At 66.7% G+C, this 26949-nt stretch carries 27 protein-coding genes and 1 pseudogene; 6 read left to right on the forward strand and 22 right to left on the reverse strand.

Annotation, left to right across the window (positions count from 1 at the left end; translation table 11 throughout):
* Window positions 1-98 precede the first annotated feature (98 nt).
* The 6 genes from E0H75_RS44620 to E0H75_RS13110 form a co-directional block, all read right to left on the reverse strand.
* The gene (locus tag E0H75_RS44620) at window positions 99-3083 is read right to left on the reverse strand and encodes a helix-turn-helix transcriptional regulator (protein ID WP_131513765.1); all 2985 of its coding nucleotides are present in this window, start codon (window positions 3081-3083) and stop codon (window positions 99-101) included.
* A 223-nt stretch (window positions 3084-3306) separates the two neighbouring features.
* Window positions 3307-3528 carry a hypothetical protein gene (locus tag E0H75_RS13095; RefSeq protein WP_131513766.1) on the reverse strand — a complete coding sequence of 74 codons (222 nt, stop codon included), beginning with the start codon at window positions 3526-3528 and terminating at the stop codon, window positions 3307-3309.
* Between the two features lie 49 nt (window positions 3529-3577).
* Complete coding sequence (locus E0H75_RS13100) at window positions 3578-4516, reverse strand: aldo/keto reductase (RefSeq protein WP_131513767.1); 939 nt, start codon at window positions 4514-4516, stop codon at window positions 3578-3580.
* A gap of 1260 nt (window positions 4517-5776) precedes the next feature.
* Entirely contained in the window at window positions 5777-6094 is a 318-nt protein-coding gene (locus E0H75_RS44985) for a helix-turn-helix domain-containing protein (protein WP_420323295.1), read from the reverse strand.
* Window positions 6095-6132: 38 nt separating this feature from the next.
* A complete protein-coding gene (locus E0H75_RS44990; RefSeq protein WP_131513768.1) occupies window positions 6133-6354 on the reverse strand; it encodes a helix-turn-helix domain-containing protein in 222 nt (73 codons plus the stop codon).
* Window positions 6327-6956 carry an SOS response-associated peptidase gene (locus E0H75_RS13110; RefSeq protein WP_165553687.1) on the reverse strand — a complete coding sequence of 210 codons (630 nt, stop codon included), beginning with the start codon at window positions 6954-6956 and terminating at the stop codon, window positions 6327-6329. The genes E0H75_RS44990 and E0H75_RS13110 overlap by 28 nt, the downstream gene beginning before the upstream one ends.
* A 113-nt stretch (window positions 6957-7069) precedes the next feature.
* Here E0H75_RS13110 and E0H75_RS13115 point away from each other — a divergent pair, with 113 nt between their 5' ends.
* Window positions 7070-7264, forward strand: a complete 195-nt coding sequence (locus tag E0H75_RS13115) for a hypothetical protein (protein WP_202872978.1) — start codon at window positions 7070-7072, stop codon at window positions 7262-7264.
* A 607-nt stretch (window positions 7265-7871) separates the two neighbouring features.
* Here the strand turns inward: E0H75_RS13115 and E0H75_RS13120 are convergent.
* Genes E0H75_RS13120 through E0H75_RS13130 form a run of 3 tightly spaced genes read right to left on the reverse strand, consistent with a single transcriptional unit; the run spans window position 7872 to window position 11094 of the window.
* A complete protein-coding gene (locus E0H75_RS13120; RefSeq protein ID WP_131513770.1) occupies window positions 7872-8672 on the reverse strand; it encodes an ABC-2 transporter permease in 801 nt (266 codons plus the stop codon).
* The gene (locus E0H75_RS13125) at window positions 8669-10174 is read right to left on the reverse strand and encodes a DUF1349 domain-containing protein (protein ID WP_131513771.1); all 1506 of its coding nucleotides are present in this window, start codon (window positions 10172-10174) and stop codon (window positions 8669-8671) included. Before E0H75_RS13125 ends, E0H75_RS13120 begins: the two co-directional genes overlap by 4 nt.
* Entirely contained in the window at window positions 10171-11094 is a 924-nt protein-coding gene (locus tag E0H75_RS13130) for an ABC transporter ATP-binding protein (protein WP_131513772.1), read from the reverse strand. Before E0H75_RS13130 ends, E0H75_RS13125 begins: the two co-directional genes overlap by 4 nt.
* 142 nt (window positions 11095-11236) lie before the next feature.
* Between E0H75_RS13130 and E0H75_RS13135 the strand changes: the two genes are divergently transcribed.
* Together E0H75_RS13135 and E0H75_RS13140 are read left to right on the forward strand one after the other, a co-directional pair.
* On the forward strand, window positions 11237-12457 hold the full coding sequence (locus E0H75_RS13135) for a sensor histidine kinase (protein ID WP_202872979.1): 1221 nt from the start codon (window positions 11237-11239) through the stop codon (window positions 12455-12457).
* A complete protein-coding gene (locus tag E0H75_RS13140) occupies window positions 12454-13152 on the forward strand; it encodes a response regulator (protein ID WP_131513774.1) in 699 nt (232 codons plus the stop codon). The genes E0H75_RS13135 and E0H75_RS13140 overlap by 4 nt, the downstream gene beginning before the upstream one ends.
* On the opposite strand, the gene E0H75_RS44995 is transcribed toward E0H75_RS13140, so the two are convergent.
* Window positions 13076-13726 (reverse strand): site-specific integrase, encoded by a 651-nt coding sequence (locus E0H75_RS44995; RefSeq protein ID WP_202872980.1) that lies wholly within the window; start codon window positions 13724-13726, stop codon window positions 13076-13078. The genes E0H75_RS13140 and E0H75_RS44995 overlap by 77 nt on opposite strands.
* 396 nt (window positions 13727-14122) lie before the next feature.
* Entirely contained in the window at window positions 14123-14878 is a 756-nt protein-coding gene (locus E0H75_RS13150) for a class I SAM-dependent DNA methyltransferase (protein WP_131513775.1), read from the reverse strand.
* Window positions 14879-15197: 319 nt separating this feature from the next.
* Between E0H75_RS13150 and E0H75_RS43035 the strand changes: the two genes are divergently transcribed.
* A complete protein-coding gene (locus tag E0H75_RS43035) occupies window positions 15198-15365 on the forward strand; it encodes a DNA ligase-like domain-containing protein (RefSeq protein ID WP_165553689.1) in 168 nt (55 codons plus the stop codon).
* A 136-nt stretch (window positions 15366-15501) separates the two neighbouring features.
* On the opposite strand, the gene E0H75_RS13155 is transcribed toward E0H75_RS43035, so the two are convergent.
* The 10 genes and pseudogenes from E0H75_RS13155 to E0H75_RS13200 form a co-directional block, all read right to left on the reverse strand.
* Window positions 15502-16083: a GNAT family N-acetyltransferase gene (locus E0H75_RS13155; protein ID WP_131513776.1), complete on the reverse strand. Its 582-nt coding sequence runs from the start codon at window positions 16081-16083 to the stop codon at window positions 15502-15504.
* Between the two features lie 9 nt (window positions 16084-16092).
* Window positions 16093-18570 carry a tyrosine-type recombinase/integrase gene (locus E0H75_RS13160; protein ID WP_131513777.1) on the reverse strand — a complete coding sequence of 826 codons (2478 nt, stop codon included), beginning with the start codon at window positions 18568-18570 and terminating at the stop codon, window positions 16093-16095.
* 317 nt (window positions 18571-18887) lie between these two features.
* A pseudogene (locus E0H75_RS13165) lies at window positions 18888-19157 on the reverse strand (ATP-binding protein); the annotation flags it as partial.
* 378 nt (window positions 19158-19535) lie between these two features.
* Window positions 19536-20390, reverse strand: coding sequence for an alpha/beta fold hydrolase (locus tag E0H75_RS13170; protein ID WP_131513778.1), 855 nt, complete (start codon window positions 20388-20390; stop codon window positions 19536-19538).
* Window positions 20391-20417: 27 nt separating this feature from the next.
* Complete coding sequence (locus E0H75_RS13175; protein ID WP_131513779.1) at window positions 20418-20840, reverse strand: DoxX family protein; 423 nt, start codon at window positions 20838-20840, stop codon at window positions 20418-20420.
* Between the two features lie 103 nt (window positions 20841-20943).
* Window positions 20944-21786: an ABC transporter permease gene (locus tag E0H75_RS13180; protein ID WP_131513780.1), complete on the reverse strand. Its 843-nt coding sequence runs from the start codon at window positions 21784-21786 to the stop codon at window positions 20944-20946.
* Complete coding sequence (locus E0H75_RS13185; RefSeq protein WP_131513781.1) at window positions 21783-22748, reverse strand: ATP-binding cassette domain-containing protein; 966 nt, start codon at window positions 22746-22748, stop codon at window positions 21783-21785. The genes E0H75_RS13180 and E0H75_RS13185 overlap by 4 nt, the downstream gene beginning before the upstream one ends.
* A 106-nt stretch (window positions 22749-22854) precedes the next feature.
* Window positions 22855-23448, reverse strand: a complete 594-nt coding sequence (locus tag E0H75_RS13190) for a PadR family transcriptional regulator (protein WP_131513782.1) — start codon at window positions 23446-23448, stop codon at window positions 22855-22857.
* 472 nt (window positions 23449-23920) lie between these two features.
* Window positions 23921-24364, reverse strand: a complete 444-nt coding sequence (locus tag E0H75_RS13195; RefSeq protein ID WP_131513783.1) for a class I SAM-dependent methyltransferase — start codon at window positions 24362-24364, stop codon at window positions 23921-23923.
* Window positions 24365-24555: 191 nt separating this feature from the next.
* Complete coding sequence (locus tag E0H75_RS13200; protein ID WP_165553693.1) at window positions 24556-25431, reverse strand: phosphotransferase; 876 nt, start codon at window positions 25429-25431, stop codon at window positions 24556-24558.
* Between the two features lie 302 nt (window positions 25432-25733).
* Between E0H75_RS13200 and E0H75_RS13205 the strand changes: the two genes are divergently transcribed.
* Window positions 25734-26096 carry a hypothetical protein gene (locus E0H75_RS13205; RefSeq protein WP_131513785.1) on the forward strand — a complete coding sequence of 121 codons (363 nt, stop codon included), beginning with the start codon at window positions 25734-25736 and terminating at the stop codon, window positions 26094-26096.
* On the opposite strand, the gene E0H75_RS13210 is transcribed toward E0H75_RS13205, so the two are convergent.
* Window positions 26093-26350, reverse strand: a complete 258-nt coding sequence (locus E0H75_RS13210) for a hypothetical protein (protein WP_131513786.1) — start codon at window positions 26348-26350, stop codon at window positions 26093-26095. The two genes, E0H75_RS13205 and E0H75_RS13210, sit on opposite strands and share 4 nt — an antisense overlap.
* A 60-nt stretch (window positions 26351-26410) precedes the next feature.
* Here E0H75_RS13210 and E0H75_RS13215 point away from each other — a divergent pair, with 60 nt between their 5' ends.
* Complete coding sequence (locus E0H75_RS13215; protein WP_131513787.1) at window positions 26411-26686, forward strand: SOS response-associated peptidase family protein; 276 nt, start codon at window positions 26411-26413, stop codon at window positions 26684-26686.
* The last annotated feature ends 263 nt before the right edge of the window (window positions 26687-26949 follow it).

Raw genomic sequence — 26949 nt, forward strand, 5'->3', positions numbered from 1 at the left:
CGTGCGCCACGGCATCATCAGACTGACACTGCCCCAGCTGATCCGACACCGACGAGCGAGTGCGGGATCAGGTCCGCCAGACGGCAGGGGTCGCAGGCTCAAGTAGCACTGTGCGTTGTACGGCCGAGTCTGAGCGCGAGAGCAGAGACCTCGTGACGCGATGAGGTTCCTGTCTTTCGCAACAGATGAGACACATGGGCGCTGACGGTCTTCTGGCTGATGAACAGCGCGTCTGCGATCTCGGCGTACGTTCGGCCCGCGACCAGGTGAGCGAGCACCTCTCGCTCCCTCGGCGTCAGGGAACGAAGGGCCACCGGCGTGCGGTCGAGCGGCGGCACCCGCGGCTCTTCCAATCGGATCTTGCCGAGGACGGCCAGTCTTTCCAGCTCGCGCTGGAGGGCGGTGGCGTCGACCTCGACGGCGAAGGCGTACGCAGATCGCAACGGCGCAACGAACGCGACTGTGCTCGGGCTTTGGCTGAGCAGTGCCTGCGCCCAGCGCCATGACATGACCGCTTGTTCCCAACGCATATCGGCAGCTGCACATCGGTCTGCTGCTTCTTGCCATATCTCGGCCCTGACCGACCCGAACTCGCATCGTTCGGTCTCTGCGGTGAACAAGGCCTCCATGGCTGGTCGGACCAGATCATCGGCTGCGAGGACATCGAAGGGGACCGGTTGCACAGTCCCGCGAAGGTTGACGACTTCCTCGAGTAGCCGTTGAGCGTTCGCTACGCCTTCGCGGTCGCGTCGGTCACGCGCACGCTCCGCGAGGTCGGCGGCTGAGCGTGCGCTCCACATCAGCATCTCGTCCGCGATCTGGACATCAATGGACTGCACTATGAGGGTCCGCGAAAGCATGCTCTGAGCTTCGTCGGGACGACCATCTGCCAGCAGGTGCTCGGCGAGGATCGGCGGCGCCATGAGAGCTGGGCGGTCCTCCAGGTCCGGTATGGCTTCTCTGGCTCGCCGTAGGTGCAGACGGGCCGCGGCCAGGTCTCCACGCCGTGTGGACAGCAATGCGGCGGCGAGCCGTACGTCGGCCGTCTTGTCCGCTCCTTCGACCAAGGCGAGGCCTCGGCGGATGACGTGGCCGGCGTCCGCGAAGCGTCCGAACATCAGCAGTTGGCCCGCCAGAACCCGCGTGAGGCCGGAGACCACGTTTGACGCGCCCGCGGCTACGACCTCGCTGAGCCCTTCGGCCATGATCTCGGTCGACTCGGCGACACGGCCGCGCGAGTCGAGGTAGTCGGACCTGACCATACGGGCGTTTTCGAGCAAGATAGGGTCCTTCGTCATCCGGGCGAAACGCACGCACTCGGCTGAGTCGCGATCGGACCGGTCCTCCCGGATGAAGGCCAACGCCCGGGCCCGGTATGCGTGCGTCAGCGCCTCGTTGGTTCCGGACCGGTGCGCTGCCTGGACTGCTTGCTCGGCGTACTGTCGCGCCGACTCGGGGGCGTTGCTGAATGTGTGACTCTCGCTCAGAGCGGCGAGCGCGTCGGCATACTCCCGGCTGTCAGCAGACGTCCGGGCCAGCTCGACAGCGCGCTCGAGCTCATGGATCGGTTCGCCGCTGGCACGGCCCGTTGCCAGGGCGCTGAAGGACCAGCCCCTGATGACCCGGCTTGCCCGCACTGGGTCGGCTCGTTCATCGACGAGGTCATGCGCCCGATCCCACGCCGTGAAGATTGACTCGTCGTCCCCCGCCAGCCGGTGAGCATCAGCGACGCGCTCCAGCAGGTCGAGTTCTTGGACCACGCTGTGCGCTTCGCCGTGATGGACGGTAGGCCAGAGGCGCGTCGCCCGGCTCAGGTGAAGCGCCTCCTCGCGAAGCGCCTTGACCTCGTGTGCGAGATCGGCCGCGCGTAGCGACGTTTCGAGGCAGGACTTCAGGTCTCCTGCACTCTGGTGGTGCAGTGCCAGGTCGCCGAGCCGCCGTACCTCGTCGATGCCTGTGCGGGACCGGGACTCGAGCGCCTTCGCCCACGCCGCGTGCAGGGGACCTGCCTCTCCAGGGACAAAGGTTCCATGCAGTACGTCGGGCACGAGGGGATGCCGGAACCAGCACGTCTCGGCGCCCAGTGCAACGCAGATGCCGGCGTTCGTCGCTTCGACCAGCGCGGCGACCACGGCCTCGGCGCCGATGCCGCGCGTAGCGGCGACCGCGGTCAGATCGTGGATCAGCACGGGCCTTCCGCCGACTGCCAGCATCCGGGTGACCTCGCGCGCCGGCGCCGGCAGCCGGTGCCAGGCCCCGAGCAGTGCTGCCGTCAACTCTGTGGGCAAGTCAGCGGGCAGGCGGTCATCTCCGAGCGTGACTCCACGCACGAGGAGCTCGCTGAGATAGGGATTGCCGTCGGAACGTCGGACCACCTCGGCTACCAGCCGCGGATGTGGTCGGCCGCCGAGCAGCGAGACGAGCTGATCCTCGGTCTCGTCCCGGCTCAGCCTGTTCAGCTGCAGGGATGAAACCGACGGTAGCCGGGCCAGGTCTGCCAACCAGCCGTGCAGCGGATGCCCCACCGGTAGTTCCTCGTCCCGATACGTCGTCAGCAGGGCCAGCCGTTGGCTCCTATAGCCGGCGACAAGGTAGGTGATCGCATCACGCGACGCAGGATCTGCCCATTGCACATCGTCCACGACCAGCACAGTCGGCCGCCGCGACGCGATTGCCATCAGCAGCCCATCGACGACCGCCAGCAATCGAACCGTACCCAGCGAGGGCTGCCCGCCCAACGAAGGCAACAGTTCAGCAGCGTCCGGGACAGCGGCCAACACTTCGGACACCTCCGAAGGCGAGGCCGACTCCAGCCAGCCCTCCAAGGCGCTGACCAGCGGCATGTACGGCGCATCAACCGCACCGAACCGCACGCAGCCGCCCCACAACACCGCTACGCCTTGCGCAGCCGCTTCTTCGCAGACCGCCCTCACCAGGCGCGTCTTGCCAACGCCCGCCTCGCCGTGCACGAACACCGCACACGGCCGACCGTCAACGACGGCACCAAGCGCCGTCGCGAGAACCCCGCGCTCCTCAACCCGGCCGGCGATGTCGGTATCCCGCCGAGCCGCCGCCCCTTCCACAATGCCCAGTCTGACGGAGCACCGCTAGCTTGTCTGCCCGTCCAGACGACAAACGCTGCCTTGCCAAACCGCGGCACGTACGGCATCGAAGGACCGGTTCTTGACTCCAGTTGCTCCAGGAACTCCGCCGCACAGAGCTGGCAGGCGTGCCCTCAGACACCGGCAGATCGCCTGGGAGGTGGTGTCGAGGGCAGCCTGCCGGAACGGCTCTGTGGTGTGTCGGTCAGCCGTTGATGTAGAACTCTTTCCCGTAGTGGTAATACTCCGGGAGCGGGCCGAGCCAGATGTCGATGTAGATCCACGCATCGTAGGGGAGGTCGTGGGAGCCGCCATCCGACTCCTGGGCGTCGACGCATGTTCCCTTCCCGCCCGATGCGGTCAGGGTGTAGCGAATGTTGTACTGACCGGACAAACTCTGGGTGGTGACGCCCATCCTGGGCGCCATGCGACGTCCTGACCCCTTCCCGCATTGAGAGCTGTCCGCACGTCGTCGCCTATGCGTTGTCCAGTTCCGCCAGTTCGTCCTCGGTGAGGATGGTGGACGCGCCTACCACGGCCTCCTCGACCTGATTGACGCTGCTGGCTCCGACGATCGGGGTGAGCGCCGGGCTCCCGGAGGCCAGCCACGCGAGCACCACCTGGCCCGGTAGGAGTCCGCGCGCAGTGGCGACACGGGTCAGCGCCGCCAGCCGTCGTTCGGTGCCGGGGTGGCGGTACTCGGTCTCGAGTGGACGGTCGGTGCGGTCGTATCGGCCCTGGAGGGTGGCGGTGTAGACCCAGCCGTCGAACGACGGGTTGCGTCGCAGGAAGTCGAGGCCGTCCGGTGACAGCATTCCCAGCGGGATCGGCTGGCCCTCCACGTCCATGCCGCCGGCGGGCTGTAGATAGGAGTAGCGCTCCTGGTAAGCGACTGGTTGCGGGTGGCCGGCGCGTTCGGCGGTGGCCCGGATCCGCTCGAGCAGCCAGGACGGGTGGTTTGACACGCCCCAGCGAGCGGTCAGGCCGTCACGGACCAGGCCGCCGAACGTCTCGACCAGGTCCTCCACCGGAACGGTCGGGTCTTCGACGTGCGCCCAGTACAGGTCCACACCGTCCACGCCCAGCCGCTCCAAGCTCTTTGCCATCGCTCCGCGCACGACGTCCTCGCGCAGTCCTTCGAGATGGTCGGGGAACCCGCCGACCCGCGTGGGCTGGGCGCCGACCTTGGTACTGAGGTGGACGCGGACCCCGGAGTTGGACGCCAGCCAGCGGCCCAGCAGCGCCTCGCTCTGGCCGCCGAAGCCCGTCTCGGAGGTCCAGAAGCTGTAGTTGTCGGAGGTGTCGATGAAGGCCCCGCCCAGTTCGGCGTACCGGTCGAGGATCGCGAAAGCGGTCCGTTCGTCCACCGTGGTGCCGAAGTACATCGTCCCGAGGGCCATAGTGGGTGTGTTCATTGCTCCAGCCTCATTGCTGGAGCGCGTTCCAGGTCAAGCCGCAAGTTCACGAGACCTGCGGAGTCGCGGGAGGCAGGCTCGGGCAGACCCGCCCGAAGCGGTCAGGTTGGCGACGGCACCGCTCCGACCAGCACCGGCGCCATCCGAGCCACCGGACCGGAAGGGCCGAGGCGCCCAGCCGACGCACGTCGTCGCCGGCGTTGATCAGCTCGGTCGCGTTGTAGTGACGCTGGTTTCTTGAGAGACGCGAGAATGCCAAGGCGGCGTGCGGCTGAGGCTTCGGAGTTGGTAGCCCCGGCTTGCCTGCGTGCTCGGTGGGGTTGACTGCCGCACCGTTGAGTCGGCCAATCCCTTGCAGACATGAGGTCTGCACATCCGGCGACACAGTCGGCAGCCTGCTGGGTTGTTCCGGGGTGCGCCGGTTGCCCGCGTGGTCGTGACACTGATGAGGCTTAGTCGTTCGGTGCTCGATGTCCTTCTGATGGCCCCTGCGATGGATGCGGCATCTGCGCAGCTCTGCAGAGAACGTGTCCAGGGTTTCCACGTTGAGCCGCGCCAGCTGTGTCGACCCGAGGAAGCCGGTGGAGGAGCTGCGATCACCGAGGCGACCGAGGCGCCCAGGAGAGGTGGCCCCGATCACCTCGCGGGTTGTCGATGCGGGTGCTCTATCCGCTGCTGGGCACGGAGAGCTGGCTGGCCGAGTGCCGCTCGTCGAGCCCCCGAGAGAATTCGGCCCGAAGCCGCCTGAAGATCGTGATCCAGAGTCTTGACTAGTGCTTGATCGTCCAGTCGTGTGGGTTATGGCGAGTACAACCACGAGTGGGGGACGAGTGTCGCGCATCACCCGACGGAGGACAGGCTGCCGTCGAGAAGAGCCTGCCGGACACACCTCTTATGGATCAAGGACGCGCCTGCGGCGCGCGGCCCCGGACTGCGGGCGGCGCTGGCGCGCCGTCCTCGCCGGTGCCCAACAGCAGGACGCTTCCCCATCACTCGATCGCAACCGCCAGGAGCCGCACACCCCACTCAGGAACGCATCCTCTGGCTCGCCGCCGGCAGCCAGCGCGTCGTCGCGCCGCTCAGCCGTCAGCCAGAGCCGCGCGAACTCGCGCACGGGTACCCGCAAGTTCGTCCGCGGGATCCGCTCGAAATCCCGAGCAGTCAGCTCCATGCCACAACACGATCAGCAGACACCGACAAATTCCACAGAAACTACCTCGCGCGGCGGGCAGAGATGCATTCATCATCGGTACGTCGCGACTACCTGGGATGACTGTCCAGCGCGAGCGCAGCAGCCCTTGCCCGCTGATACATAATCAGATGGTCCTCTCGGAACCAGAACCTGCCACGAGCGTCACGGTCACACGGAATCCGGTCGGCCCTGGCCATCCGTCGAACAGTTGAGACGCTGCAACCCAGAATCTTCGACGCCGCGGTTGGACTCAGCTGCCCGGCCCGACCGTCGATTGGAGGATGAGACTCTACATACTGCTCGACCTCACGCCGAAACAGCGGAAACGTCGAGGTCAGGGAGCAGCGCAGCTGACCCGCGGCGACCAGTTCCCGAACTGCGGCCATCGGACGAGCGATGATGCGCGCAGCCTCTCCGATCGAGATCACGTCCCCCAGAGCCAGCAGCGCCTCCAACGCCGGGCGGGGGTATCTCCGGTACCCCGACCCACGCTCGAGCAGCCCCTGCGCGCCATCCGGTGCACCGTACTTTCACTCACGCCGAGAATACGGGCTGCCTCCTTCGCCGAGACCCACTTGGCCTCGTGCTGCTCATAGGCGCGGCGCGTGTCTGGTGTGGTCAAGATGCGGGGAGGGGGTCGAGCCATTGGGCCCAGTCGTCGGGGCCGATGGCCATGGGCATGCGGTCGTGGATGCGTCCGATCTCGTTGGTCGCGGTGGTGGTCAGGATCGTGTAGGACCACCACAGCAACGCACCGGGATCGTCCTCCGGCAACGTCTTGTCTTTCCAGACTTCGTACAGGCCGGCCAGAGCGAGTGAAGAGCCGTCAGTGGGCCGGAACGCGAAGGGCTGCTTGAGCGGCTTCTTGGTCTTCTCGCTGATCTGGTCGGTCTCGAACCACTCGTAGAAGGCGTCGACCGGGATCCGGCAGCGCCGCGACTTGAACGCCGCCCTGTAAGCAGGCTTCTCATCGACCCTTTCGGACCGTGCGTTGACCATCCGGTTGCCGATCTTGGCGTCTTCGGCCCAGAACGGGACCAGGCGGCCCCATTTGAACAGGCGCAGTTGCCGGACCGCGTCGGCGTCCTTCGGGCCGCCCGACGGTGCTCGCGCGATCACGACCGGCGCGGTCTTGGTCGGGGCCACGTTGTAGTCCGGGCTTTTCAGGTCCTCGGCGTTGTCGCCGTCGACCTGGAACTGTTCGAGCAGGACGGTCCGGCGGGCTGTTGACGCGTAGCGACCACACATGACTCCCAGCCTGCCACGCCCGGCGGCGCAGCAGGGTTGAGGTTCGGGTTGAGAGGGTGATACCGGGGCTGTAGGCAACCACCTTCGATGAAGGGAGCACAGCCAGGTCGGAGATGACATCGAGCCGCAGCAGCGGCCACGACTGGCCGGACGAGCAGGTCGATCAGCTGCACGACCTGGCCGCGGGCAACACACCCGTCGGGGTGATGAGTGTCAAGCTCGGGCGGTCCGAGGATGCGATCCGGTCCAAGGCGCAGTCGGAGGGATCAGGCTGGCGCCGCCGACCCGGTCGCCGTACGGCGACATGAGCTGAGGTCTGGGCGCAGTCTGGTGCCATGGCCTGGGTCTGGCGGTGCGGGAAGTGCGACGGGGCCAACGCCCTGGAGCATCACCGGTTCTGCCTGTACCGCGACCGCCGGCACAAGGTCCGAGGCGTGAAGATCGTCGTGTGGCCGCCATTCCGCCGAGCGGGGGACAGGGGTGGCGATGACACCGGCCAAGCGACGCACTGAGCCGACGGAGTTCCGGATCCCGGCCGATCTGGCCGGTCCGGTCGAGGTGGCCCTGGCCCGTTCGGTGGACGAGATCCCCGGACCGCGCGCGCGACCAGGTGGCTCGCGCTACGAGGTGAAGTGGGACGGCTATCTTCACTGGACCTGTCAACTGGAGTGGCAAGCAGGCAGGCCGTTGCGCCATGCGGACAGGCAGAGCAGGCTGGGCCGACATCCGGGCGGCGCTCGGCCTCGTCAGCGTCCAAGTTCCGGCCCCGTCCGTTCTGTGGCCCGGGCATGGTCTCGCACGTTGTTCGGCGGGTCCGCGAGACGTGCTGACCAGCGATCAGATGTCACCCATCCGCGCGGCAGACCCGCGAGCGGCCCGACGCCACCGGGCAGCGTCTGTACGATTCGCGAAGATTCACGCGTCGCGGACCTCGAGCAGGATGCCACCCATAGCTAGGGCTGCGCCGGCGTACGCGGCAAGGATTGCCAGGCCTTGCCACGGACCGACCGGCATTGTTTCCAGTCCGCGGCTCGTTTGGACCGCCAGCCCGGCGGTCATGGGTGCCCATTCGGTCAGCCACTCTCGCCAGCGCGGTTCGCTCACCAGGGTTGCGACGATGGGGAAGACGAAGAGCAGGGAGAGCGAGATCGCAATGGCCGCTCCGGTGTTGCGCACGATGAGTGCGACTCCGAGACCTATCAGTGCGATCAGGAAGAGGTAGAGCACGGTGCCGGCGCATGCCCGCAGCGTTGTCGTGTCACCTAGCGACAAGGCCGGGTAGCCGTGCGCAGGGGTGAACCCGTTGGAGGGAAGGACCGTCCTGGCCACCAGCAACGACCCGGTCACCGCGAGGAGGGAGGCCACGAGGACCGGTCCGGTCACAGCGATCGTCTTGGCGACCAAGGTCAACCACCGTCGGGGGACGGCGGCAAGGGTTGTTCTGATTGTCCCGGTGGCGTACTCGGAGGAGGCGACCAGGACTCCGAAGACGACAGCGGCGATCTGACCGACGTACACCCCGGAGAGCGCGATCCTGGTCGCGTCGATGTCGCATTGGCCACCTTGCGGTGCACAGCCGTCGAAGCGGACGCTGGCGGCAATCACGGCGCCGAGTCCGAGTGTGAGGATGGTGATGCCGGCGAGCAGCCAGCCGGAGGAGCGGACCGTGCGGGTCTTGGTCCACTCGGCGTGCAGCGCCCGGCCGGCCGGGCTCACGCGTCGCGCCGGCGAAGCTGGAGGAAGGCGGCAACCAGGGCGACGGCAACCCACCCGGCCAGCACGGCGGTGCCGGCCCACGGGCCGATGGCGTCGTCCCACCGCTCGCGCGTCTGCTGGATCGCCATCCCGGCCCCCGGGGTGACGCGCTTGAGCCAGGCTTCTCCGCCGAGCGTGAGGAAAGGCCCGATGATCAACGGCGTCAAGACCAGGGCGATGACCAACGTGATGGCGGCTGCGCTGGAGCGCAACAAGGCGCCCAGGGCAAGGGAGAGGATCGCGAGCAGCGCCAGCACGAGTCCGGTGCCGAGGACAGCGCGTGCTACCGGACCGTCGGTGAGCGAGACCGTCGGGTACGCCGGCGGGGCGAACCCGTTTGCCCGCAGCAGCGGCTGGCTGATCAGGAACGCCGGCACGGCTGCGGCGATCCCGGTTACGAACGCGAGCGCAGTGAGAACGACCACCTTGGCGGCCAGAACTCGCCCGCGACGCGGGGTGGCGGTGAACGTCGTACGGATGATGCTGCGGCGGAACTCGGTGGTGATGAACAGTGCTGCGATGACCGAAAATGCGACGAACCCGATCAGGATGCCGGAGAGGCTGTCGCGGACCGCGTCGTTGTCCCCTCCTGTGCCGGGCTGCTGGACCCCGAGGTCACCGGCACCCGACACGGTGAACCTGTCGCCATCCTGGGTGAACGATCCCGCGACACTGTCGTGGGGTAGCTCGCGCGGTGCTCCGTCGGTGTCTAGGTGTTTCCACGTCCCGGTGAGCGGCTCACCATCGGACCCGGTGACGTGAACCGAGTCGAAGACCGCAGTGCTGAGGGTGTAGTCGGGGCTGCTATCGGTCGACGTGGGCGAGCGACGGACGGTCTTCACCCCGGTGGGAGGCGAGGTCACGAACATGCCGATCTCAGCCGTCTCGGGCAGGTGGGCGAGGTCGATGGTGCCGACCTGGGTCCAGGTCACTCCGTCGGCGGACTCGTACCCGGTGATGCGGGACCCTTCGCGGGTCAGCTTTAGCCAGCGAGGACTAGATCCCTTCGACCCGGACGCTTCTTCGGTGAAGTCCGATTGCCACTGGACGCCGTGCCCGGGGGTGACCATGATCGCGGCGTATGCCGCGGAGGTGCTCGCGGCTGTTTTACCGCCGACCGACTTCTGCGTGCTGTCGGTCGGGGCGGTGATTGGGCCGGTGATCATGAGACCTGACTTCGCGTCCGGCCCGGTGTCTTCCTGGTTTGTGACGTCGGCGATGATCGAGCCGTCACCGGTGAGCGGGCGGTGGACGAGTTGCACGGCGAAGAAGCGTTGTGGGCCGACCTCGTTCGCATCGGTGGTGTTGCCTTTGCCGGCGAGGTAGGCCAACAGGATCGTGAGGCCGATGGTGAGTCCGACGCAGACCCAGGTGCTGCGAAGCGAGCGGAGCTTGGTCCATTCGGCGCGCAGCAGGTGTGCGAACCCGGCGCCATGGCTTGAGACGGTGGAGGCGTACGTCATGGGGTCGCCCCCTGCGCACCGAACTCAACGGCGTCCCGGGTCAGCTCCATGTACGCCTCTTCCAGAGTCGCCCGGTGCACGCCGAGCTCCGAGAACGGAAGCTGCGCGGCTCCCAGCAGAGCCGCGACGCGTTCGGCGGACAGCCCGTCCACGGTGACCGCGTTGTGGTCGATCGATGCAACGGTGGCTCCGGCGTTGGCGAGCACCGTCATGGTCTCGGAGCGCTGAGGTGTGCGGAGTAGGACTCGCGATCCCGAGGCCCTTGCGACCAGGTCTGCCACACTCGTATCGGCCATCAATCGCCCGCGGCCGATGACGACAAGGTGGTCGGCGGTCTCCTCGAGTTCGCTCATCAGGTGGCTCGAGACCAGGATCGCCCGTCCTTCTGCTGCGAGGCTTTGCAGGTATCCGCGGATCCAACGGATCCCCTCGGGGTCCAAGCCGTTGACCGGCTCGTCGAAGATCAGCACCGGCGGGTCGCCCAGCATCGCCGCGGCGATGCCGAGCCGCTGGCGCATCCCGAGTGAGAACCCTCCGGCTCGCCTCCGTGCGGCCGACGCAAGGCCGACCTGCTCGAGCACCTCACCAACACGCCGGCCGGGAAGGCCATTGCTCTGTGCCATCCACAGCAGGTGGTCCTGTGCCCGACGCCCGGGATGAACCGCCTCCGCATCGAGAAGGGCGCCGACCTCGGTCAGCGGAGCCGCCAGCGACCGGTAGGGGCGGCCCCCGATGCGAGCAGATCCCGCGTCCGCCGCGTCCAGCCCGAGCACGATGCGCATCGTCGTGGACTTCCCGGCTCCGTTCGGACCGACGAACCCTGTGACCTGGCCGGGGCGCACCGTGAACGTGAGATCGTCGACGGCCACGGTGGTGCCGTAGCGCTTTCGAAGGCCCGCCACTTCGATAGTTGAGTCCATGACGCAGACGCTAGAGACTCGTGCGCCTCACGTCGTCACGCCCGAGAGCGGTCCTTGCGTCCTGCCGAGTCCCCCACACGGGGGACACGACACCACAGTCCCGGGGGACGCCACGGAAGAGTGCAACGGTGACAATGGTGTGGTGAGTCACGCGACATCACCCGCGAGCCGCGCGCTGGCAGCCGGCCGACGGCTCACGCATGCCCCCGGACTGCCGATCACCGGTGCCGTCGTACTTGCACTACTCGCCTTGATCCAGGTGACGGGCGCGACGACGAGCAATGGTCCTGCGTCCGGCCTCGGCAATGTCGGCCCGGTCGCTGGCGGTCCGCCGACCTTCGCCCTACTGCTCGGCCTGCTCGGCACCGCTCCCGTGGCGTTCGTGCGAACCCACCTGCTGCCCGTGGCCCTGGTCGTGACCCTGGCGAACGCGCTGACCCTGGCCGGGGGATATGTCCCCACTCTCGCGGCAACCGTCGCGCTGGTCGTGGTGGTCTTCCTGGTCGCGCGGCAGCGGGCCCCTCGCGTCTGGCTGCCGCTTCTCCTCCCGTTCGTTGTCTTCCTGGCCATTCCACTGGGAGCAGTCGGCGGCCACGAGGACGCCGTCGCCGTCGTACTGACGTTGTCCACGGTCGCCGGGCTCGTCGGAAGCACGGCTCGTTCCCGAAGCGAGTCGGCGGCACGACGTGAGTCCGAGGAGCACCTTGTCGGGAGCATGCTCGAGAACGCGGCGCGCGGGGAGCGAGCCAGGATCGCCCGCGAACTCCACGACGTCGTCGCCCACCACATCTCGATGATCTCGATCCAGGCCGAGACCGCCCGGCTGACGACCCCGGGGATGCCGCCTGATGGCGCCAGACGACTCGCCGCCATCAGTGAGACAGCCCGCGAAGCACTCGGCGAGATGCGGCGGCTCCTCGGCGTCCTACGACAGGACGCGGACACACTCCCGACCCGTGCGCCCCAACCGGGCCTCGACGACCTCGTGGACCTCGTCGATGCGGCGCGCGAGACCGCTAACGGTGCCAGCACCAGACTCATCGTGTCGGGGCAGGTGAGCCCGCTCGAGCCAGGCGTCGAGCTCACGGCCTACCGGATCGTCCAAGAGGCTCTCACCAACACCCGGCGCCACGCGCCAGGGGCCGCCGTCGACGTCGAACTGGACTACACCGACACCGAACTCCACGTCCGCGTCCGAGACAACGGTCCGGGGTTGTCGACTGAGGCTGCAGCGGTCGGGCACGGCCTGCTCGGCATGCGCGAGAGGGCAGCCATGGTCGGGGGCGACATCCAGGTCCTGTCCCGGCAGACGGGGTTCCACCTCGAAGCAAGGCTCCCGCTCGACCATGCTGGTACGCCATGATCCGCGTCGTTGTGGTCGACGACCAGGAAGTGGTGCGAGCCGGATTCGGCGCCCTGATCGCGACACAGCTCGACTTCGCAGTCGTCGGCACGGCCCAGAACGGCGCCGAAGCAGTTCGGCTGTGCGCCGCAGAGCATCCCGACGTGGTGCTGATGGATGTGCGAATGCCGGTGATGGACGGCATCGAGGCGACCCGACAGATCACAACAACGGTCGGGGGTGGCGTACCGAAGATCCTGATGCTGACGACGTTCGACCTCGACGAGTACGTCTTCGACGCCCTCAGTGCCGGAGCGAGCGGGTTCCTGCTCAAGGACGTGACCGCAGAGCGCCTGTTCGACGCCGTCCGCGTGGTCGCTGCCGGAGAAGCGCTGCTCGACCCGGCCGTGACCAAGCGACTCATCGGTGAGTTCGCCCGACTGCACTCCAGGTCGGCCACTGCCCCCTCACTCCTGGCCGAACTCACGCCGCGAGAGGTCGAAGTGCTCGCACTTGTCGCAGAGGGTCTCTCGAACACCGAGATCGCCGAGCGGCTCGTCGTCGGCGACCAGACGATCAAGACCCACGTAAGCCGGGTGCTCACCAAACTCGGCCTTCGCGACCGCACCCAGGCCGTTATCACAGCGTACGAGTCCGGACTCGTTGTACCGGGCACCGCGCCACCGGGGAGCCGATCCCCTTGGGGCTCGGCCTAGTCCCGCGCGTTTCAACGGCGAGAGAACCCTCCCGGCGACTTGGAATACATCGAACCCGGCGTGTCGGGCCGGAGACGAACACGCCGTACCAAGCCAGGACGCGCGTCAATGCTCTGATCAAAGCCCTCGAGGAACGAGCCCAGCGTGCCCATTCGTAGAAGCCGAACAAGACGCTCAGCTGATGGTTGATCGTGCGTGGGGCGTACTTCGTTCCCAGCACCGCCTTGCCCGTGATCGGGTTCACCGACCCCGCCGCCGGTGCATCCGCTCGCCGGTTCAGCCGCTGAGGCACCGGCGAGTCGCGTAACCACTCGACGAACTCCCGGACATCAATCCGCTCAGCGCGCTCCCACGCTGTCCACCGGTCATGCAGAAAACGGAACAACCGCAGCAGGTCGTAGGCATAGCTGCGCAGCGTCGCCGGCGAACAATCCGACGCAGCCAGATCCCGCAAGAACGACGACGCCGACACATGCTCCTCGTCCGGAAACCACACCGGCCAACGCAGACCCTGCGCGAACTCGACAACCCGCCCCAACTCGCAACCCGACACCGACAGGCCCTCTCCAGCCACCCACCAACGACGCCAATCGGGCGCATGAAGAGTTCAGTCAACTAGCCGCGTGGCGATCGTCCGTAGCGGTGACGGGGCGCGGCTGTGGACCCGCAACCGCAACGACATCAGCGACCGCTTCCCTGACATCGTTGCCGCCGCCTCGCAGCAGGTGGCCGCCGGCATCGTTCTGGATGGCGCTATCTGCGGTCGTAGGTTACGTGTTCAACACGTCGCGGACTCGCCGATGGGCGTCCGTGGCTGTCGTGTTGGACAGCCCTAGGTTCTCGTGTCTACGACCCGGCGGGAGAGCCGATGATCCGACGCCTTCTCGCAGCGCGCCCCGAGGAGGACCTAAGGCCGCGTTCACAGTTTCTGCGGCCAAGCTGCGGCCGCCGCGAGCCGCTGACCACGCGCTCAGTCGGACTTAAGCCCAGTCGCTGGCTTTCGCCAAACAGAGATGTGACTTTCGCTGTCCGAGGTGAAGGGGCTTCGGCGCCAATCGCCAAATCTGTCTTCCAGTTCCAATCCGGCCAGTTGCGCCATGAGGTCGCACTCGGCTGGCCAGATGTAGCGGAAGTGGCCTGCGCCGTAGCGCGTGGTCCCGTCGGATTCGCGCCAGTAGTGGTGCGACGTGCACTGTTGCGTGGCGAGGTCGTAGGTGTCGAACACGATGTGTCCGTCGCCGATGCTCATCGGCACCGCTGGCTGACCGGGGGGTAGGCGACGCACAGCGGGCACCCAGAGCTCGATGACGAACCGCCCACCAGGGGCAAGGTGTCGAGCAGCGTTGCGGAAGCACTCGACCTGCTCTGTCTGCGTGCGCAGGTTGGAGATGCTGTTCCACACGAGATAGACCAAGGCGAACTCGCCCGGAACGCTCGTAGTGGCCATGTCTCCAACCACCACGGGCAGCGTCGCATTGTCGACCTTGTGCCGCAGCTTGGCCACCATTGGCGCCGACAGTTCGATCCCGGTCACAGAGACACCCCGGGCGGTAAGCGGGATGCCGACGCGCCCGGTGCCGATCGCGAACTCCAATGCCGCCCCAGGCCCCGCGAGAGGCGCCAAGAAGTCCACAGCCGGGTCGAGTACATCACGTGCGAACATCTCGGCGGAGGTCGTGTCGTACCGCTCCGCAGTGTCGTCGTCCCATACTTCGCTACTTGTCATCGTCCGGCAGCCTGGTGGACAAAGCCTGATCTTGTCGAGCCGTTTTCCAATGTCATGCGGAGGCAGACCACCGGAGCCAGCCGCCGGGTCGTCCGCGATGGGTACGCCTAGTGGCGGCCGTCGCCATAGACCCAGCGTGCCGTGCTCACCAGTCCGCCGCTCGGCTGCAACCAGGGAAACCATGCCTTCGTGGACACGTCCAGGACGCTCACGGCCAAGCAGTACAGCACCCTCCAACTGCCGGCTGAAGATAAACGGCGAGCTCGTCGTACTCGGCGCCGACGGTCGCCTGAGCTTCGACGCCCTCCAGCAGCGTCTGGTGACCAGCCCGGCGAAAGCTCGCAACCGGAGCGCTCAGGTTCCAGCCGCCTATGCGGCCTTCGATCTGCTCGCGATCGGCGGAGTGGATCTGCGCACCCAGCGCTGGACGGTCCGCAGGCAGCGCCTCGAGCAGCTCGCCCGCTCGTGGGTGCCTTATCCGAACTAGGCAGGTTGGAGTGGGTGATCTGTCTGACTGGCTGGGTCTTGTCAGCCCGTGGGCTGAATTCTCATGGCGTTGTGGCAGACCCTGATCCCTGACATCGCGGCCAGGTCCTAGCCCGCTCGTTCCAGGCGGTTGCTGCTCAGGTGTCGGTGCGTAGACGGCCGTGAACATGCCAGTCGTGCCAGCCGTCGGCGTGCTTGATCGCCTGCCGCAGCGTTCCCTCGAGCCTGTATCCGGTGCGCTCGGCGACCTGGCAGGATGCGGTGTTGGCGGTTGAGTGGTGGATGTTCAGCCGGTTGAACCCGATCTGCCCGAAAGCCCAGGCGGCCAAGGCTTCCACTGATCTCGCGGCGATGGCTCGTCCCCGGGCCGTCGGGGTCACCCAGTAAGACAGGTCTGCCGACCCCTCGGCCAGAGAGATGTTGCGCAGTCCGACCTGGCCGAGCGGCTGGTCGTCGGCATCGACGGCCGCCCAACTCGCCGCCGTCTCGGTGTCCCAGCGGTCGGCCCACTGCCCGGTCCACTGACTTGCCTCCTCGAGAGTGTCGAGTCGCCGGACGTGCCAGCGCTGGATGTCGGGACAGGTGAACGCGGTCCGCACTGCGGCGGCGTCGCTCTCCTTCCATGGCCGCAGGACCAGTCCGTCGTTGGTCGCTAGATGCGGTTGTGCGGCGTCCCGCAGTGTTCCCTGCGGCAAGGCCGGATCGACGAGCAGAGGCATGCCGTGATGCTAGTGCGGGTGGTCCCGGCCTTGGGGCCCGGTCTCGTCAGCGGCCATGTCGGACGGTGCGTTGATCTTGGGGAGGCCGAGTAGGACAGGGCCGTCGTCGGCCGTCGAGCGTTCCATTTGGTCGAGTTTCTCTTGTGCGCCGGCGAGGCTGACCTTGAGTCCTTCGACCTCGCCGAGCCAGTTGTTCTGTTCGGCTTCGGTGATGCGGGCGTGAAGGTTGGTGATGATTTCGCGGAGCCGGTCGGCTCGTTCGAGGTCGGGCCTGAGCAGTGCGCATCGAAGGCAGGCGTGTTCGTGGTGGCAGTTGGTGCCGTAGGCGCGGCCGCAGCTGCCGAGGCTGACCTTGCGCTTGACGAAGTGGCCTTCGAACTCTTCCCGCTCCGCGGGGGTTGGACGACGGTATTCCTCGCTGGGACGGGTGAGTCGTCGTTGGCTGATCCAGGTGCGGTGGTGGCGGATCACGTCTTGGGGATAGATCGCCGCGTATCCCTGGGTGGTGGCGATGCTTTTGTGGCCGAGTAGGACCTGCAGGATGTGGGGAGGCAGGCCGCTGGCCAGGGCGTCGGTCGCGAAGATGCGGTGGAAGTCGTGGGTGGTGAAGTGGACTTGTTCGCCGTCGACGATGATGTTGGCGCGTTCGGCGCATCTGCGTATCAATGTCCAGACGGTGCCGGGTGAGATCGGGCGGAGTTCGGGACCCCAGTACTTGGCGAACAGGTGCGGCAGCGTGGGGCCCCACTCGTGGTCGTGGGGGTCCCATCGTGGCGTCAGCGGGATGTCTTGGTGGCCGCCCCGAACGCGGTGGATGATTTCGGACAGGACGTGCACGAGTTCGGGTCCGGCGACGAGGAGGCGTTCTTCGTCGGTCTTGCTGGGCGCGATGTGCAGGAGGGGAATTTCTTCTTCGTTTGATGGGATCCGGTAAGGAACGATCGACACATGGGTCAGCTCGAGTAGCTCCTCGCAGCGGATTCCTGTGAGCCGAAACGTCTCGATCATTGCCCATGACCAGAAGGCCGCGTCCTCTTCGTAGCTCAGGTTTCGCGATTTGTGGTCTGCGCTGTCGATGCGAACCTGTCCGGTGGGCCGAGCCCGTCGGACAGTCCAGGTATCACTGGCAACGCTGATGCTGCCGCCATGGCCGGCCGCGGTGGCCGCGGCGAGCAGTGCGGCCGACGCGTGGCGGTCCTTCCTCGCCTGTGCGAGTAGCTGCGGGAGAACCGGCGCGATCTGGCGGGTTCGTTGCTGTGTTCGCGCAACCTGCTTGCGGCGCAGCTTGGCGTAACCGGCGACCTCGTGCCGGCTGATCGGTGAGGCGCAGGCCCAGGGAGCCCAGTACGAGTCCTCCAGCGCCCACTGGGCGAGGTCGAGATAGAACGCCCGCACGATGAACAGCTGATTCAGATGGCCGACTCGCAGCTCGCCGTCCTGCCGGACTCTGATGCGTTGCTTCCACTCGTCGGCGATATCGCGGGTGAGAGCGAGACTCGGCAGGTCGGGGTGGCGAGAAGTGATGTCCAGCCAGAAGTTCTTGACCAGGATCTGTGCGTGGCTGCGCCAGGTCGAGTAGTCCAGGCTCGGCCGGCGCTGTTTCAGGTACTCAAGGAACAGCTCACGATGAGGGCTGCGAAGGTCGTAGCGGTCGATCAGTTCCTCTGCTGACAGCTGCGGCTCGTGGCCCCGCTGCACCGGCCAGGCCACGGTCTCGTAACTGATCCAGCCCAGGTCCATCAACACTCGCCACAGGTGCTCGATCGAGCGTCGATGCGAACTATGCAGTCGCAGCGGCGCCAAGGTCGCATCCATGGTCAACAGGTCTTCTGCGGTCACCTGGCGGATCGTCTTGCCGGTGTGAGCCAAGATCTTGCCCGGCGTGTGCCGGACTCGCTTGCTGAGCGTGGTGCTGCCGAGCAGTTGATCGATCCGCGCGCCGATGATCGCCGCGTTGCTGGGGTCGCGATACTCGCCGATCGTGTGGAACAGGCCAAGCTGGCGGCCCTGCTGCCAGGCATACGACGGACGCATGATGTCGAGGACGACCATCACGGTGAGACCTGCCGTCAACGAGTCGCGCAGTGGCCTGGCGCAACCGGGCTGCACGACGGTTTGCCAGTCCTCGTGACCAGCTCGGCGGCGCCCGCTCGCAGACGTCGCGGCATCGAGCAGCAGCCACCGGTCGTTCCATGTGTCGCCCGGCAGAGCGGCAAGGTAGTCGAGCATCGCGCGAGCCCCTCTACCTGATCCAGCAGCCCAGATGCGTTTCTCTCGTGTCATCGTGCTTGCGTGGTTTCCTCGGCCGGTCCGCTCACAAGCTGCCAGCTGATGTTCCTCGACCGCCTGCTGAATCTCATCAGCGGTTGCGGCGGCCCACCGCATGGGCAGCGGTGGTTCTCCAATCGGCGCGGATCGCGGATCCGGTGGCACCTCAAGCAGCGGATTCGGACTGCGGCGAGGCCCCTGCTTGACCCCGGCAATCACCGGTCCCTTCCCAACACCGTCGACAATGCCCCCGGGTCATATCCGGCCGGGCCGCCTTGTTCTTCTCGGTCGACGGAGGGACCGAACACGGCGCGGTGGTGAGCGACAACATCCTCGAGCCGTGGCTTGCTGTAGACAGCGAGCGTGTCCAGCGACGCATGGCCCAGCAGGTCCTGCACCTCGTGCAGCGGCACCCCGCCGTCTGGCTGCGGAGGTTTCGTCCGACACCGCTTGTTGGCGAGTTCTGACACCGCCGGGCACGTGTCGGTGCCGCGGATGTTGGTTTGCGTCGACACCGCTTCCGCGCCCGACGGGTGTCAGGTTGTCCGCTGCTTTGTGGCTTGGGCCAGACGGTAGGAGTCGGTGCCGGTCTCGAGGATGGTGCCGCCGAAGGTGAGTCGGTCGACGATGGCTGCGCATAGCCGGGGGTCGGTGAAGGTCTTGGTCCAGCCGCCGAAGGACTCATTGGACGCGATCGCGACCGAGGCCTTCTCCTCACGCTCGGTGAGGACCTGGAAGAGGAGTTCCGCGCCGCGGCGGTCGAGTTGCATGTAGCCGAGTTCGTCGATGCACAGCAGGTCGACTTTCGGCACCGGGCCACCGCCCGGGAACGGTGACCGCATGCGACCACAGTCCGGAATCACTGGCCCTACCGAGGTGCCTGGTCATGTGCTGCGCAGGGCTTCGGTGGGCGGTATTGAGTCGGCCCGGAGTGCGGGGTACGACCGACGACGGAGCCGATGAGCAGCGAGTAGGCCAGGTCGAGTCCCACTGAAGCCCAGGTCAGTACGACGGCCCGGCCTTGCGTGGTGACGAAGACGTTGGTGACGAGCACGCCCAGGATCAGGCCTGTGATGCCGCCGACGACATCAACCTCGACACCACCTGTCCGCCCCGTGTCCCTGGCGCGACGAAGATCTGCTTGCGGGGTCTAATCGGTCTTCCCGCAACACCTCGCGGGCCCCTCAGTGTTCGCTGCTGAAGAACCGTAGCAACAGCGGGCCGACGGTCTGTGGGTCGACGACGTGATCCGGCCCCTCGAGGGTCTCCCGTTGAGCGTGGGGTAATAGGTCTGCAAGCGCGTCGGCTGCGCGGTCGAAGAAGTCCGAGGGCAGGCCTGCCAGGTAGGGGGACGAGATCGGTCCTCCGGTGATGACCAGGACCGGTTGGGTGACCGTTGCCAGGCGATCGGCCGGCAACTGGTAGCGGTTGAGGAAGACGCTGTCGTGGACCAGCGTGGGTGCGAGGGCGACCGAATGCGCCCAATGCGGCGTCTGCTTGGCCGCGGTCGACATTCTCGAACGCATCATCGCCCCTGCCGCGATGTCGTCGTCGGAGGCGCCGGTCACGCGCATGAACAGTTCGAGAACCTCCTCGTCTCGCCCGGCGTCGAACGCGCGTCGGGTGTCCGCGATGTACTTCTCGAATCGAGGGCGTATGTCGTCCCCGACCGCGTAGGGCACGTCCCACACGGCGATCGTGTCGATGGTTGACTCGGCCGCAGCGGCTTCCATCGCCAGCGCACCACCAGAGGACGCCCCGAACAGGTGTGCCGAGCCGCCCGCCGCCGCGATCAACGCATCCAGGTCCTCGATCTCCCTTTCCACGGCGTAGGGCTCGGTAAAGCCGCTCGCGCCGCGTCCCCGACGGGCATAGTTGTAGACCGTGAAGCGCTCGGCGAGAGCCGGCGCCAAGGGCGCATTCTCCACCCCGTCGTCGAGTCCCCCGCCCACCAGAATGACGGCCGGACCGCTTCCCTTCCGGTCGTAGGCGATGGTGGTGCCATCGTTTGATGTCACGCGAAAGGCCATCTCGTTCATCTCACATCTCCGTTCGAGAGGTTTGTCTCAGCGCCTGAGCAGCGTGCCGACGACGGCCTCGGTGCGCGACCAGCGCGCCCTTGCGATCACGGCCGCCACCACCAGGAATGCCAGCGGATGCCAGGGGCTCTGCTCGAGCACGAATTGATTGGTGATGGTGGCACCCGCCAGCAGCGCGACCAGCCCGAGACCGGCCATGCCCGCCAGTGCCGGGATCAGAAGTCCAACCCCTCCCGCGACCTCCAGCGCTCCGACCAGGTACCGGAGCCACTGGCCAGCCCCGATGTCGGCGAACATGTCCACCATGACCGGGTCGCCGGCGAGCTTCGAGATTCCGCCGCCGGCGATTATCGCCGCCAGCACGACTTGCAGAATCCAGACCCCGATGCTGCTCGCCCGCCCGGGCGTGTGCGCAACGGTTTCCGAGTTGTTCTTGGGGATGGTGCTCATTCGGCTCTCCTTGTCGTGTCCGGGCCTGGTACCGGTGATGGCGTTGGCCGAGTGGGCCGGGTTGTCGGAGTTGATTTCGACCAAGTGCTCGCGGTAGCGGCATCTACTTCTTGTTGCGGTAGAGGACCATGGTGATGGGACCGAAGACCGCGACGAGAAGTACGGACGAGGCGAGCACCCAGCCGATTTCCCCGGCGGGCACCGAGCCGTGCATCAGGCCGCGTACCACGGTCGCCAGGTGGGTGATCGGGTTGACCTCGACGACCGCCTGCATCCACCCGGGCATCGTCTTCGGGTCCACGAAGATGTTGCTCACGAACGTCAGCGGGAACATCACCATCATGCTGACCCCCGCCACCGAGTTCGGCGTGCGCAGGATCAGGCTGAGCATCGTCCACAGCCACGACAGGCAGAACGAGAACACCAGCAGCAGTACCACCGAGAGCACCACCCCGACGGCGCCACCCTCCGGCCGGAACCCTAGGACCAGGCCGAGCGTGATCACGATCGCCGACCCGATCGAGTAGCGCATCACATCGCCGAGCAGGGCGCCGACCAGCGGCGACGGTCGCCACACCGGAAGTGACCTGAATCTGTCGAACACCCCCTTCTGGATGTCGGTGTTCAGCGTGATGCCAGTGTTCATGGTGATCATGACGTTCGCCTGCACCAGGATGCCGGGCAGCAGGAACTGCAGGTACTCCTGAGTCGACCCGGCGAGCGCGCCACCTAACAGGTAGGTGAACATCAGCGTGAACATGATCGGGAACATGGTCACGTCGACGAGCTGCTCCGGGACGTGTTTGATCTTCAGCAAAGCGCGCCAGCCGAATGTCAACGAGGTGAGCACCGGGCCGGGGCTAGACGGCCGCTCGCCGGCCAGCACACTGCGCAGCGCGTCCTCGGTGACCGGCGCCGACGCCTGCTCCGCGGACGTGGCATTCATGTGGCATCCTCCTTGGGTGTCTCCTCGGCGGCGTGTCCGGTCAGGGCGAGGAACACCTGGTCCAGGCTCGGCTGACCGAGCGCGAACTCGGTGACGTCGATGCCGCTGCGGGACAGCTCGGCGAGGGAACGGGCGACCCGCTCGGGGCCGGAGATCCTTGCGGACAGCGCGGCCGGGTCGGCGGACGGCTCGGCCGGCACCTCGAGGACGCCGGCGAGGACTCGTTCGGCCTCGGCCCGCTGCTCGGGCGCACGTAGCCGTACGTGCAGCGAGCCGGCGCCGACCGATGCCTTGAGCTGGCCGCTCGAGCCCTCGGCGATCACCTTCCCGCGGTCGATCACCGCTATCCGGTCGGCCAGTTGGTCGGCCTCGTCGAGGTACTGCGTGGTCAGCAACACGGTGGTGCCCTCGGCGACCATGCCCCTGACGATCTCCCAGACCTGGTTCCTGCTGCGCGGGTCGAGCCCGGCCGTGGGCTCGTCGAGGAAGATCAGTTCGGGGGTGACGACCAGGCTCGCCGCGATGTCGATGCGCCGGCGCATCCCGCCGGAGTACTTCTTCACCTGCCGGTCGGCCGCCTCGGCAAGACCGAACGCGTCGAGCAGGTCGGCCGCCCGCTCCCTGCCTCGGCGGCGTGAGTAGCCGAGCAGCCTGGCGAGCAGCAACAGGTTCTCCGCCCCGGTGAGGTCCTCGTCGACCGACGCGAACTGCCCGGTAAGGCCCACCCTGCTCCGTACCGAACGCGCGTCACGCACGACGTCGTAGCCGAGCACTTGCGCCTCTCCGGCGTCGGGGCGCAGGAGCGTGGCCAGCATGCGGATCGTGGTGGTCTTGCCCGCCCCGTTCGGGCCGAGCACGCCGTACACGCCCCCGGCGCTCACGGCCAGGTCCACACCGGCGACCGCGTGGGTCTTGCCGAAGCTCTTCTTCAACCCTCTCGTCTCGATCGCGAACTTTCCCATGGGTCGAGTCCTTCTCTCGGTGTTGCGAACGGATTGGTTGCGCTAGTCAAGTTTGACTACTTGGCCAGAGTGCACGGAGGAGGAAGAAACGTCTAGTCAAGTTTGATTAGGAGCGCATCTTGAGGTGATCGGGGACCGTTCGCCACGAACCCGGATCATCGGCCATGGTGTAGGCGCCCTCAGACAGTCGTTTGCTCAGGCTCTTCGCCCACTCCAGTTCGGTGCGTGCGTGTCCCGCCCACAGTTCGGCCTGATCTTGGACGTGCTCGGGGGTGTCCCGATTGGGGTGCTCCCGCCACTTGGCCTGCACTACGAGCTCCGCTTCCAGGCGCGCGACCCGCTCGTTAATGTGCGCGATGGCATCTGTCCTGGTCAGCATGGGCAACATGGCGATGGACGCGTTGAGCATGTCCGGGTCGTGGGTGCGCCGCAGACCGTCGCGGACCAGTTCGACCATCTCGTCACGTCCCCGAGTTGTCGCGCGGTACAGAACGCGCTCCGGCCCAGAGTTGCCCGGCTCGGCGTGTTCGGTGAGGAGGCCATCAGCCGCCGCCTTCTTCAGCGCGTGATAAATCGAGCCGGGCTTGATCTTGGCCCAACTCTCCGCACCCCAGCTCTGCAGTTCGGACCGCACCTGGTAGCCATGCGCGCCGCCGGAGAGGTGCACGATACCGAGCACCAGGAGCTTCGTCGCCGACACGCGCCCACCTCCGCTCAACCCTCTCGTCTCGATCGCGAGCTTTCCCATGGGTTCGGTTCCTTCTCTCGGCGTTGCGAACGGATTGGTTGAGGCTAGTCAAGTTTGATTACTTGGCGAGAGTACACGAGGAGGAAACGTCTAGTCAAGTTTGATTAGAAGCGTATCTTGAGGTGATCGGGGACCGTTCGCCACGAACCCGGATCATCGGCCATGGTGTAGGCGCCCTCAGACAGTCGTTTGCTCAGGCTCTTCGCCCACTCCAGTTCGGTGCGCGCGTGTCCCGCCCACAGTTCGGCCTGATCTTGGACGTGCTCGGGGGTGTCCCGATTGGGGTGCTCCCCGCCACTTGACCTACGAGCTCCGCTTGCGCGCCCGCCAGGGTGGTGTCAACTCCCACCAACACTAGGCTGCCCTCCTGGTCCGGGTGGTGTCAGCACTGACCTACAAACGGTGCTGGTGGAGACCTCCAAAATCACGGGTGCATGACGGCGCCGACGATCGGGTTCAGGATCAGCGAGGCAATCGACCAGGGAAAGTCTGCGCGCGCTTCTTCGCTGATGCCGACCACGACGAGTCGGCCGCCCGGGCGCAGCAATTCGCGCGCCTTCTCGAGTGTGGCCGGCAACGGCAGATGATGCAGCACCGCCACGAAGGTGATGAGGTCGTAGCGGTTGCTGTGGGACTCGTCGAACGGTTGGGTCAGGATGCGGACGTTGGCGAGGTCTGCGGTGGTGCGCCGGGCTTCGTCCGCGGTCGGGGCATTGGGCTCGATGCCAGTTACTGCGGGAAAGACGTTGGCAAGCCGGCGGACGAGGTTGCCTGTCCCGCAACCCACGTCCAGGGCCTCCGTTCCGCCGCGCGTACACGACGTGCGTGGTGGAGGACGAGTGCGGCATAGGCGTCGTTCTGGGACCAAGGATGGGCGTCATTGAAGCGACCCACGGCGGCCAGCGCACTGTGGAAGGCACGAGACATAGTGCGACAGTACCGACGGATCTCCATTCCGCCCGAATGTCAGGTAGGCCGGGTGTTGAGCTGAGTCATCAGTTCGCGATTGGCCGCCCGGGCCGCGGCGAGTTCATCGCCACGTTCTCGAGTCGCTGCCTGTTACGTGTGGCTGAGGTGACGGGGAAGGTCGTCGAACCAGTTCGACCATCCCTGGTAGAAGCGCCGGATCATCGCCAGTTGTCCAGCAGGCATGGCTTCATCGACAAGCATCCCTGCCCAGTCGGGACTACTCAACATCCGCAGACAGCTCGCGATGCGATAAAGGCGCAGCAACGTCCGAGACACTTCACGTCCGTACCCGGCAAAGAACGCGGCAGGCAACTCGGTGAATCCGTGGAGGTAGGCGTGTTCCTCCACGCCCGCCAGCTCATCCAACGGATACCGCACCGCGGGAAAATCCCAGTCGATCAGCGTCACCGATCCGTCGCCCACTACGACGTTGTGCCAGTTCGGATCGCCATGGCTGAGACACGGGATCTCAGCACGGACCTCATCGGAACGCTGTTTGATCCGTGACCTCAGCTGTTCGAGATGCCCGGCCAACCTCGGTCGATGCCGAGCGACCCACGGCTCGCCGGAGTCAACGGTCGTCAGGAGGCTGTCGACCGGATCGTCGGGTGCGAGCTGCAGCTCCTGTGGGCCGAACGTGCCAGTCAGAGGTCTCGGAAACCGCACCCTGTGGACCTTGGCATATGCCTGCCCAAGTCGGCGCCACACCTCATCGGTTACCGCGCCGCGCTCGGCAGCGGCGGCCATCGTCTCGCCAGCCACGAAGTCGACCAGGACGGCACCGGTGTCATCTGCGGCCCACAGGCGTGGTGCACCGACCTGATGCAACTCCAGGAACCTGGCACGAGGAGCGGGCGCTACCGAGGCTGATCCTTGCCGAAGCAGGACTTGCTGACCGTTGACGAGCGTCGCTAGCAGCAGCTGATTGTCCAGCCCCAGGCCGGGCAATGGCTCGGCTTCAGCCACTGGCGGGAGTGATGCTGCAGCTACCAGTCGGTCCAAGGTCGTCCGTAACTTCACGCGCCGCACCCTACGGACTGAGGCGACCCGACCGCAGCTCGAATACGGGCACCCGACGGCAGCCGAACCATAAGCGCCTGCACAAGACCGCCGCCGACCGCCATACCTCGACAACTGGCACGAGCGCCAACGTAGAGCCACCACGCCTCACCGCAGCCGAGGTGTCGTGCACCCGCCGGATTGCCATCCCCGCGCGATAGTGCACGCTAGAGAACCCAGCCCTCTGAAAGGTCAAGCGCCGCGACACCGTGGAGGTCATCGTCGGCGGCGTCGTCGGACCCATCGACCGGCCGGAGGTAGTGATCGCCGGCCGCTACCGAGGCAACGAGCTGGTTGTCGTCGGCCGCACGGTTCCGCTGAACGCGGCGCAGTCGGCCGAGCTCGGGGCGATGCTTCGCCCGGCCCGGCGCGGGCACCCCTGGCCCGACGAGATCAGCTCCCAGCGCTGGGGCGGCAAGGACGCGAAGAAACCGCTGACCAAGGTCCGGCCCGAAATAGTGGCCGAGGTCACCGCAGACGCCGCGCTCCAGGCCGGCCAGTGGCGGCATCCGCTCAGGTTCGTCCGGCCGCGCGCCGACCTCGATTCCAGCGACGTCGAGCAGCTCCTCTAAGGGCGGCCGCGGTTGAGGCGTGACCCGACCTGCACCTGCACGGTGAGCTGGCTGCCGGCGCCTGGACCGGCAACCACCGCAACGGTGACCAGGTATCGGCCGCTGCCAATGTCGACGGGCCGGGAGATCACCCGGAAGGTCTGACCGCCGGTGGCGAAGAGCAGATCGATCTCGACGCGCTCGGCCGCGAGCCGAAACTGCCCCGGTCCGGCACGCACCGCGTCAACCGGTACGCCGCTGTCTTGCCCGTCCACTCCTTGCCGGTACCCGGCGCTGCTCCGTTGTCACCAGGCGTCGCGCGGCAACCTCGGGGTATGCGTGGTCGCTATGCATCGACAGCCAGCCGGGCGAGCCTTTTGGAGCGGTTCGTCGTCGACGAGCAGCACGCCGACGAACTGCGGGGACCGGACTACAACGTCGCCCCGACCAAGAACAACCCGGTGGTGATCGCCCGGGTCCCGAAGGACGCCGGCGACGACGCGGACCCCGTGCGAGAGCTGCGCAGCTTCCGGTGGGGGCTTTTACCGGATCAACTGCGCCGCAGCCGTGGGACAAATCTGTCCGTATGGCGCTCCTGTCCGGGCGGGTAGCACCGGGCGGGTCGAACGGGCACCAGCGATTTGCGCGCGCGACAGGCGCAGAGGGTATCCCGCAGGAGGAACCGCTTGCGGACACCGTCAGGTGTGGGTTCAGACCTTGGAATCTAGCCGTCGCGGTAGCTGCTGGCTTGGGTGTGTACATCTTGGCGTAGTGACCGTTGAGCGCCATGAGTTCGGCGCCGGTGCCTTGTTCGACGATCTGGCCGGCATCGACTACGAGCTGCCGCGCTTGAGCTAAGGGGGGAGGTGTGAAG

Origin of the sequence: Kribbella capetownensis (genome assembly GCF_004331485.1) — a bacterium.
GTDB classification, from domain to species: domain Bacteria; phylum Actinomycetota; class Actinomycetes; order Propionibacteriales; family Kribbellaceae; genus Kribbella; species Kribbella capetownensis.

Coding starts and splice junctions, on each gene's coding strand:
- E0H75_RS13095 (WP_131513766.1), bottom strand. CDS start 3,528: ATGGCGCCCAGGATGGGCGTCACCACCCAGAGTTTGTCCGGTCAGTAC.
- E0H75_RS13100 (WP_131513767.1), bottom strand. CDS start 4,516: ATGAACACACCCACTATGGCCCTCGGGACGATGTACTTCGGCACCACG.
- E0H75_RS44985 (WP_420323295.1), bottom strand. CDS start 6,094: ATGGCCGCAGTTCGGGAACTGGTCGCCGCGGGTCAGCTGCGCTGCTCC.
- E0H75_RS44990 (WP_131513768.1), bottom strand. CDS start 6,354: ATGGCTCGACCCCCTCCCCGCATCTTGACCACACCAGACACGCGCCGC.
- E0H75_RS13110 (WP_165553687.1), bottom strand. CDS start 6,956: ATGTGTGGTCGCTACGCGTCAACAGCCCGCCGGACCGTCCTGCTCGAA.
- E0H75_RS13115 (WP_202872978.1), top strand. CDS start 7,070: ATGACATCGAGCCGCAGCAGCGGCCACGACTGGCCGGACGAGCAGGTC.
- E0H75_RS13125 (WP_131513771.1), bottom strand. CDS start 10,174: ATGACGTACGCCTCCACCGTCTCAAGCCATGGCGCCGGGTTCGCACAC.
- E0H75_RS13130 (WP_131513772.1), bottom strand. CDS start 11,094: ATGGACTCAACTATCGAAGTGGCGGGCCTTCGAAAGCGCTACGGCACC.
- E0H75_RS13140 (WP_131513774.1), top strand. CDS start 12,454: ATGATCCGCGTCGTTGTGGTCGACGACCAGGAAGTGGTGCGAGCCGGA.
- E0H75_RS13150 (WP_131513775.1), bottom strand. CDS start 14,878: ATGACAAGTAGCGAAGTATGGGACGACGACACTGCGGAGCGGTACGAC.
- E0H75_RS13155 (WP_131513776.1), bottom strand. CDS start 16,083: ATGCCTCTGCTCGTCGATCCGGCCTTGCCGCAGGGAACACTGCGGGAC.
- E0H75_RS13170 (WP_131513778.1), bottom strand. CDS start 20,390: ATGAACGAGATGGCCTTTCGCGTGACATCAAACGATGGCACCACCATC.
- E0H75_RS13175 (WP_131513779.1), bottom strand. CDS start 20,840: ATGAGCACCATCCCCAAGAACAACTCGGAAACCGTTGCGCACACGCCC.
- E0H75_RS13180 (WP_131513780.1), bottom strand. CDS start 21,786: ATGAATGCCACGTCCGCGGAGCAGGCGTCGGCGCCGGTCACCGAGGAC.
- E0H75_RS13185 (WP_131513781.1), bottom strand. CDS start 22,748: ATGGGAAAGTTCGCGATCGAGACGAGAGGGTTGAAGAAGAGCTTCGGC.
- E0H75_RS13215 (WP_131513787.1), top strand. CDS start 26,411: ATGCGTGGTCGCTATGCATCGACAGCCAGCCGGGCGAGCCTTTTGGAG.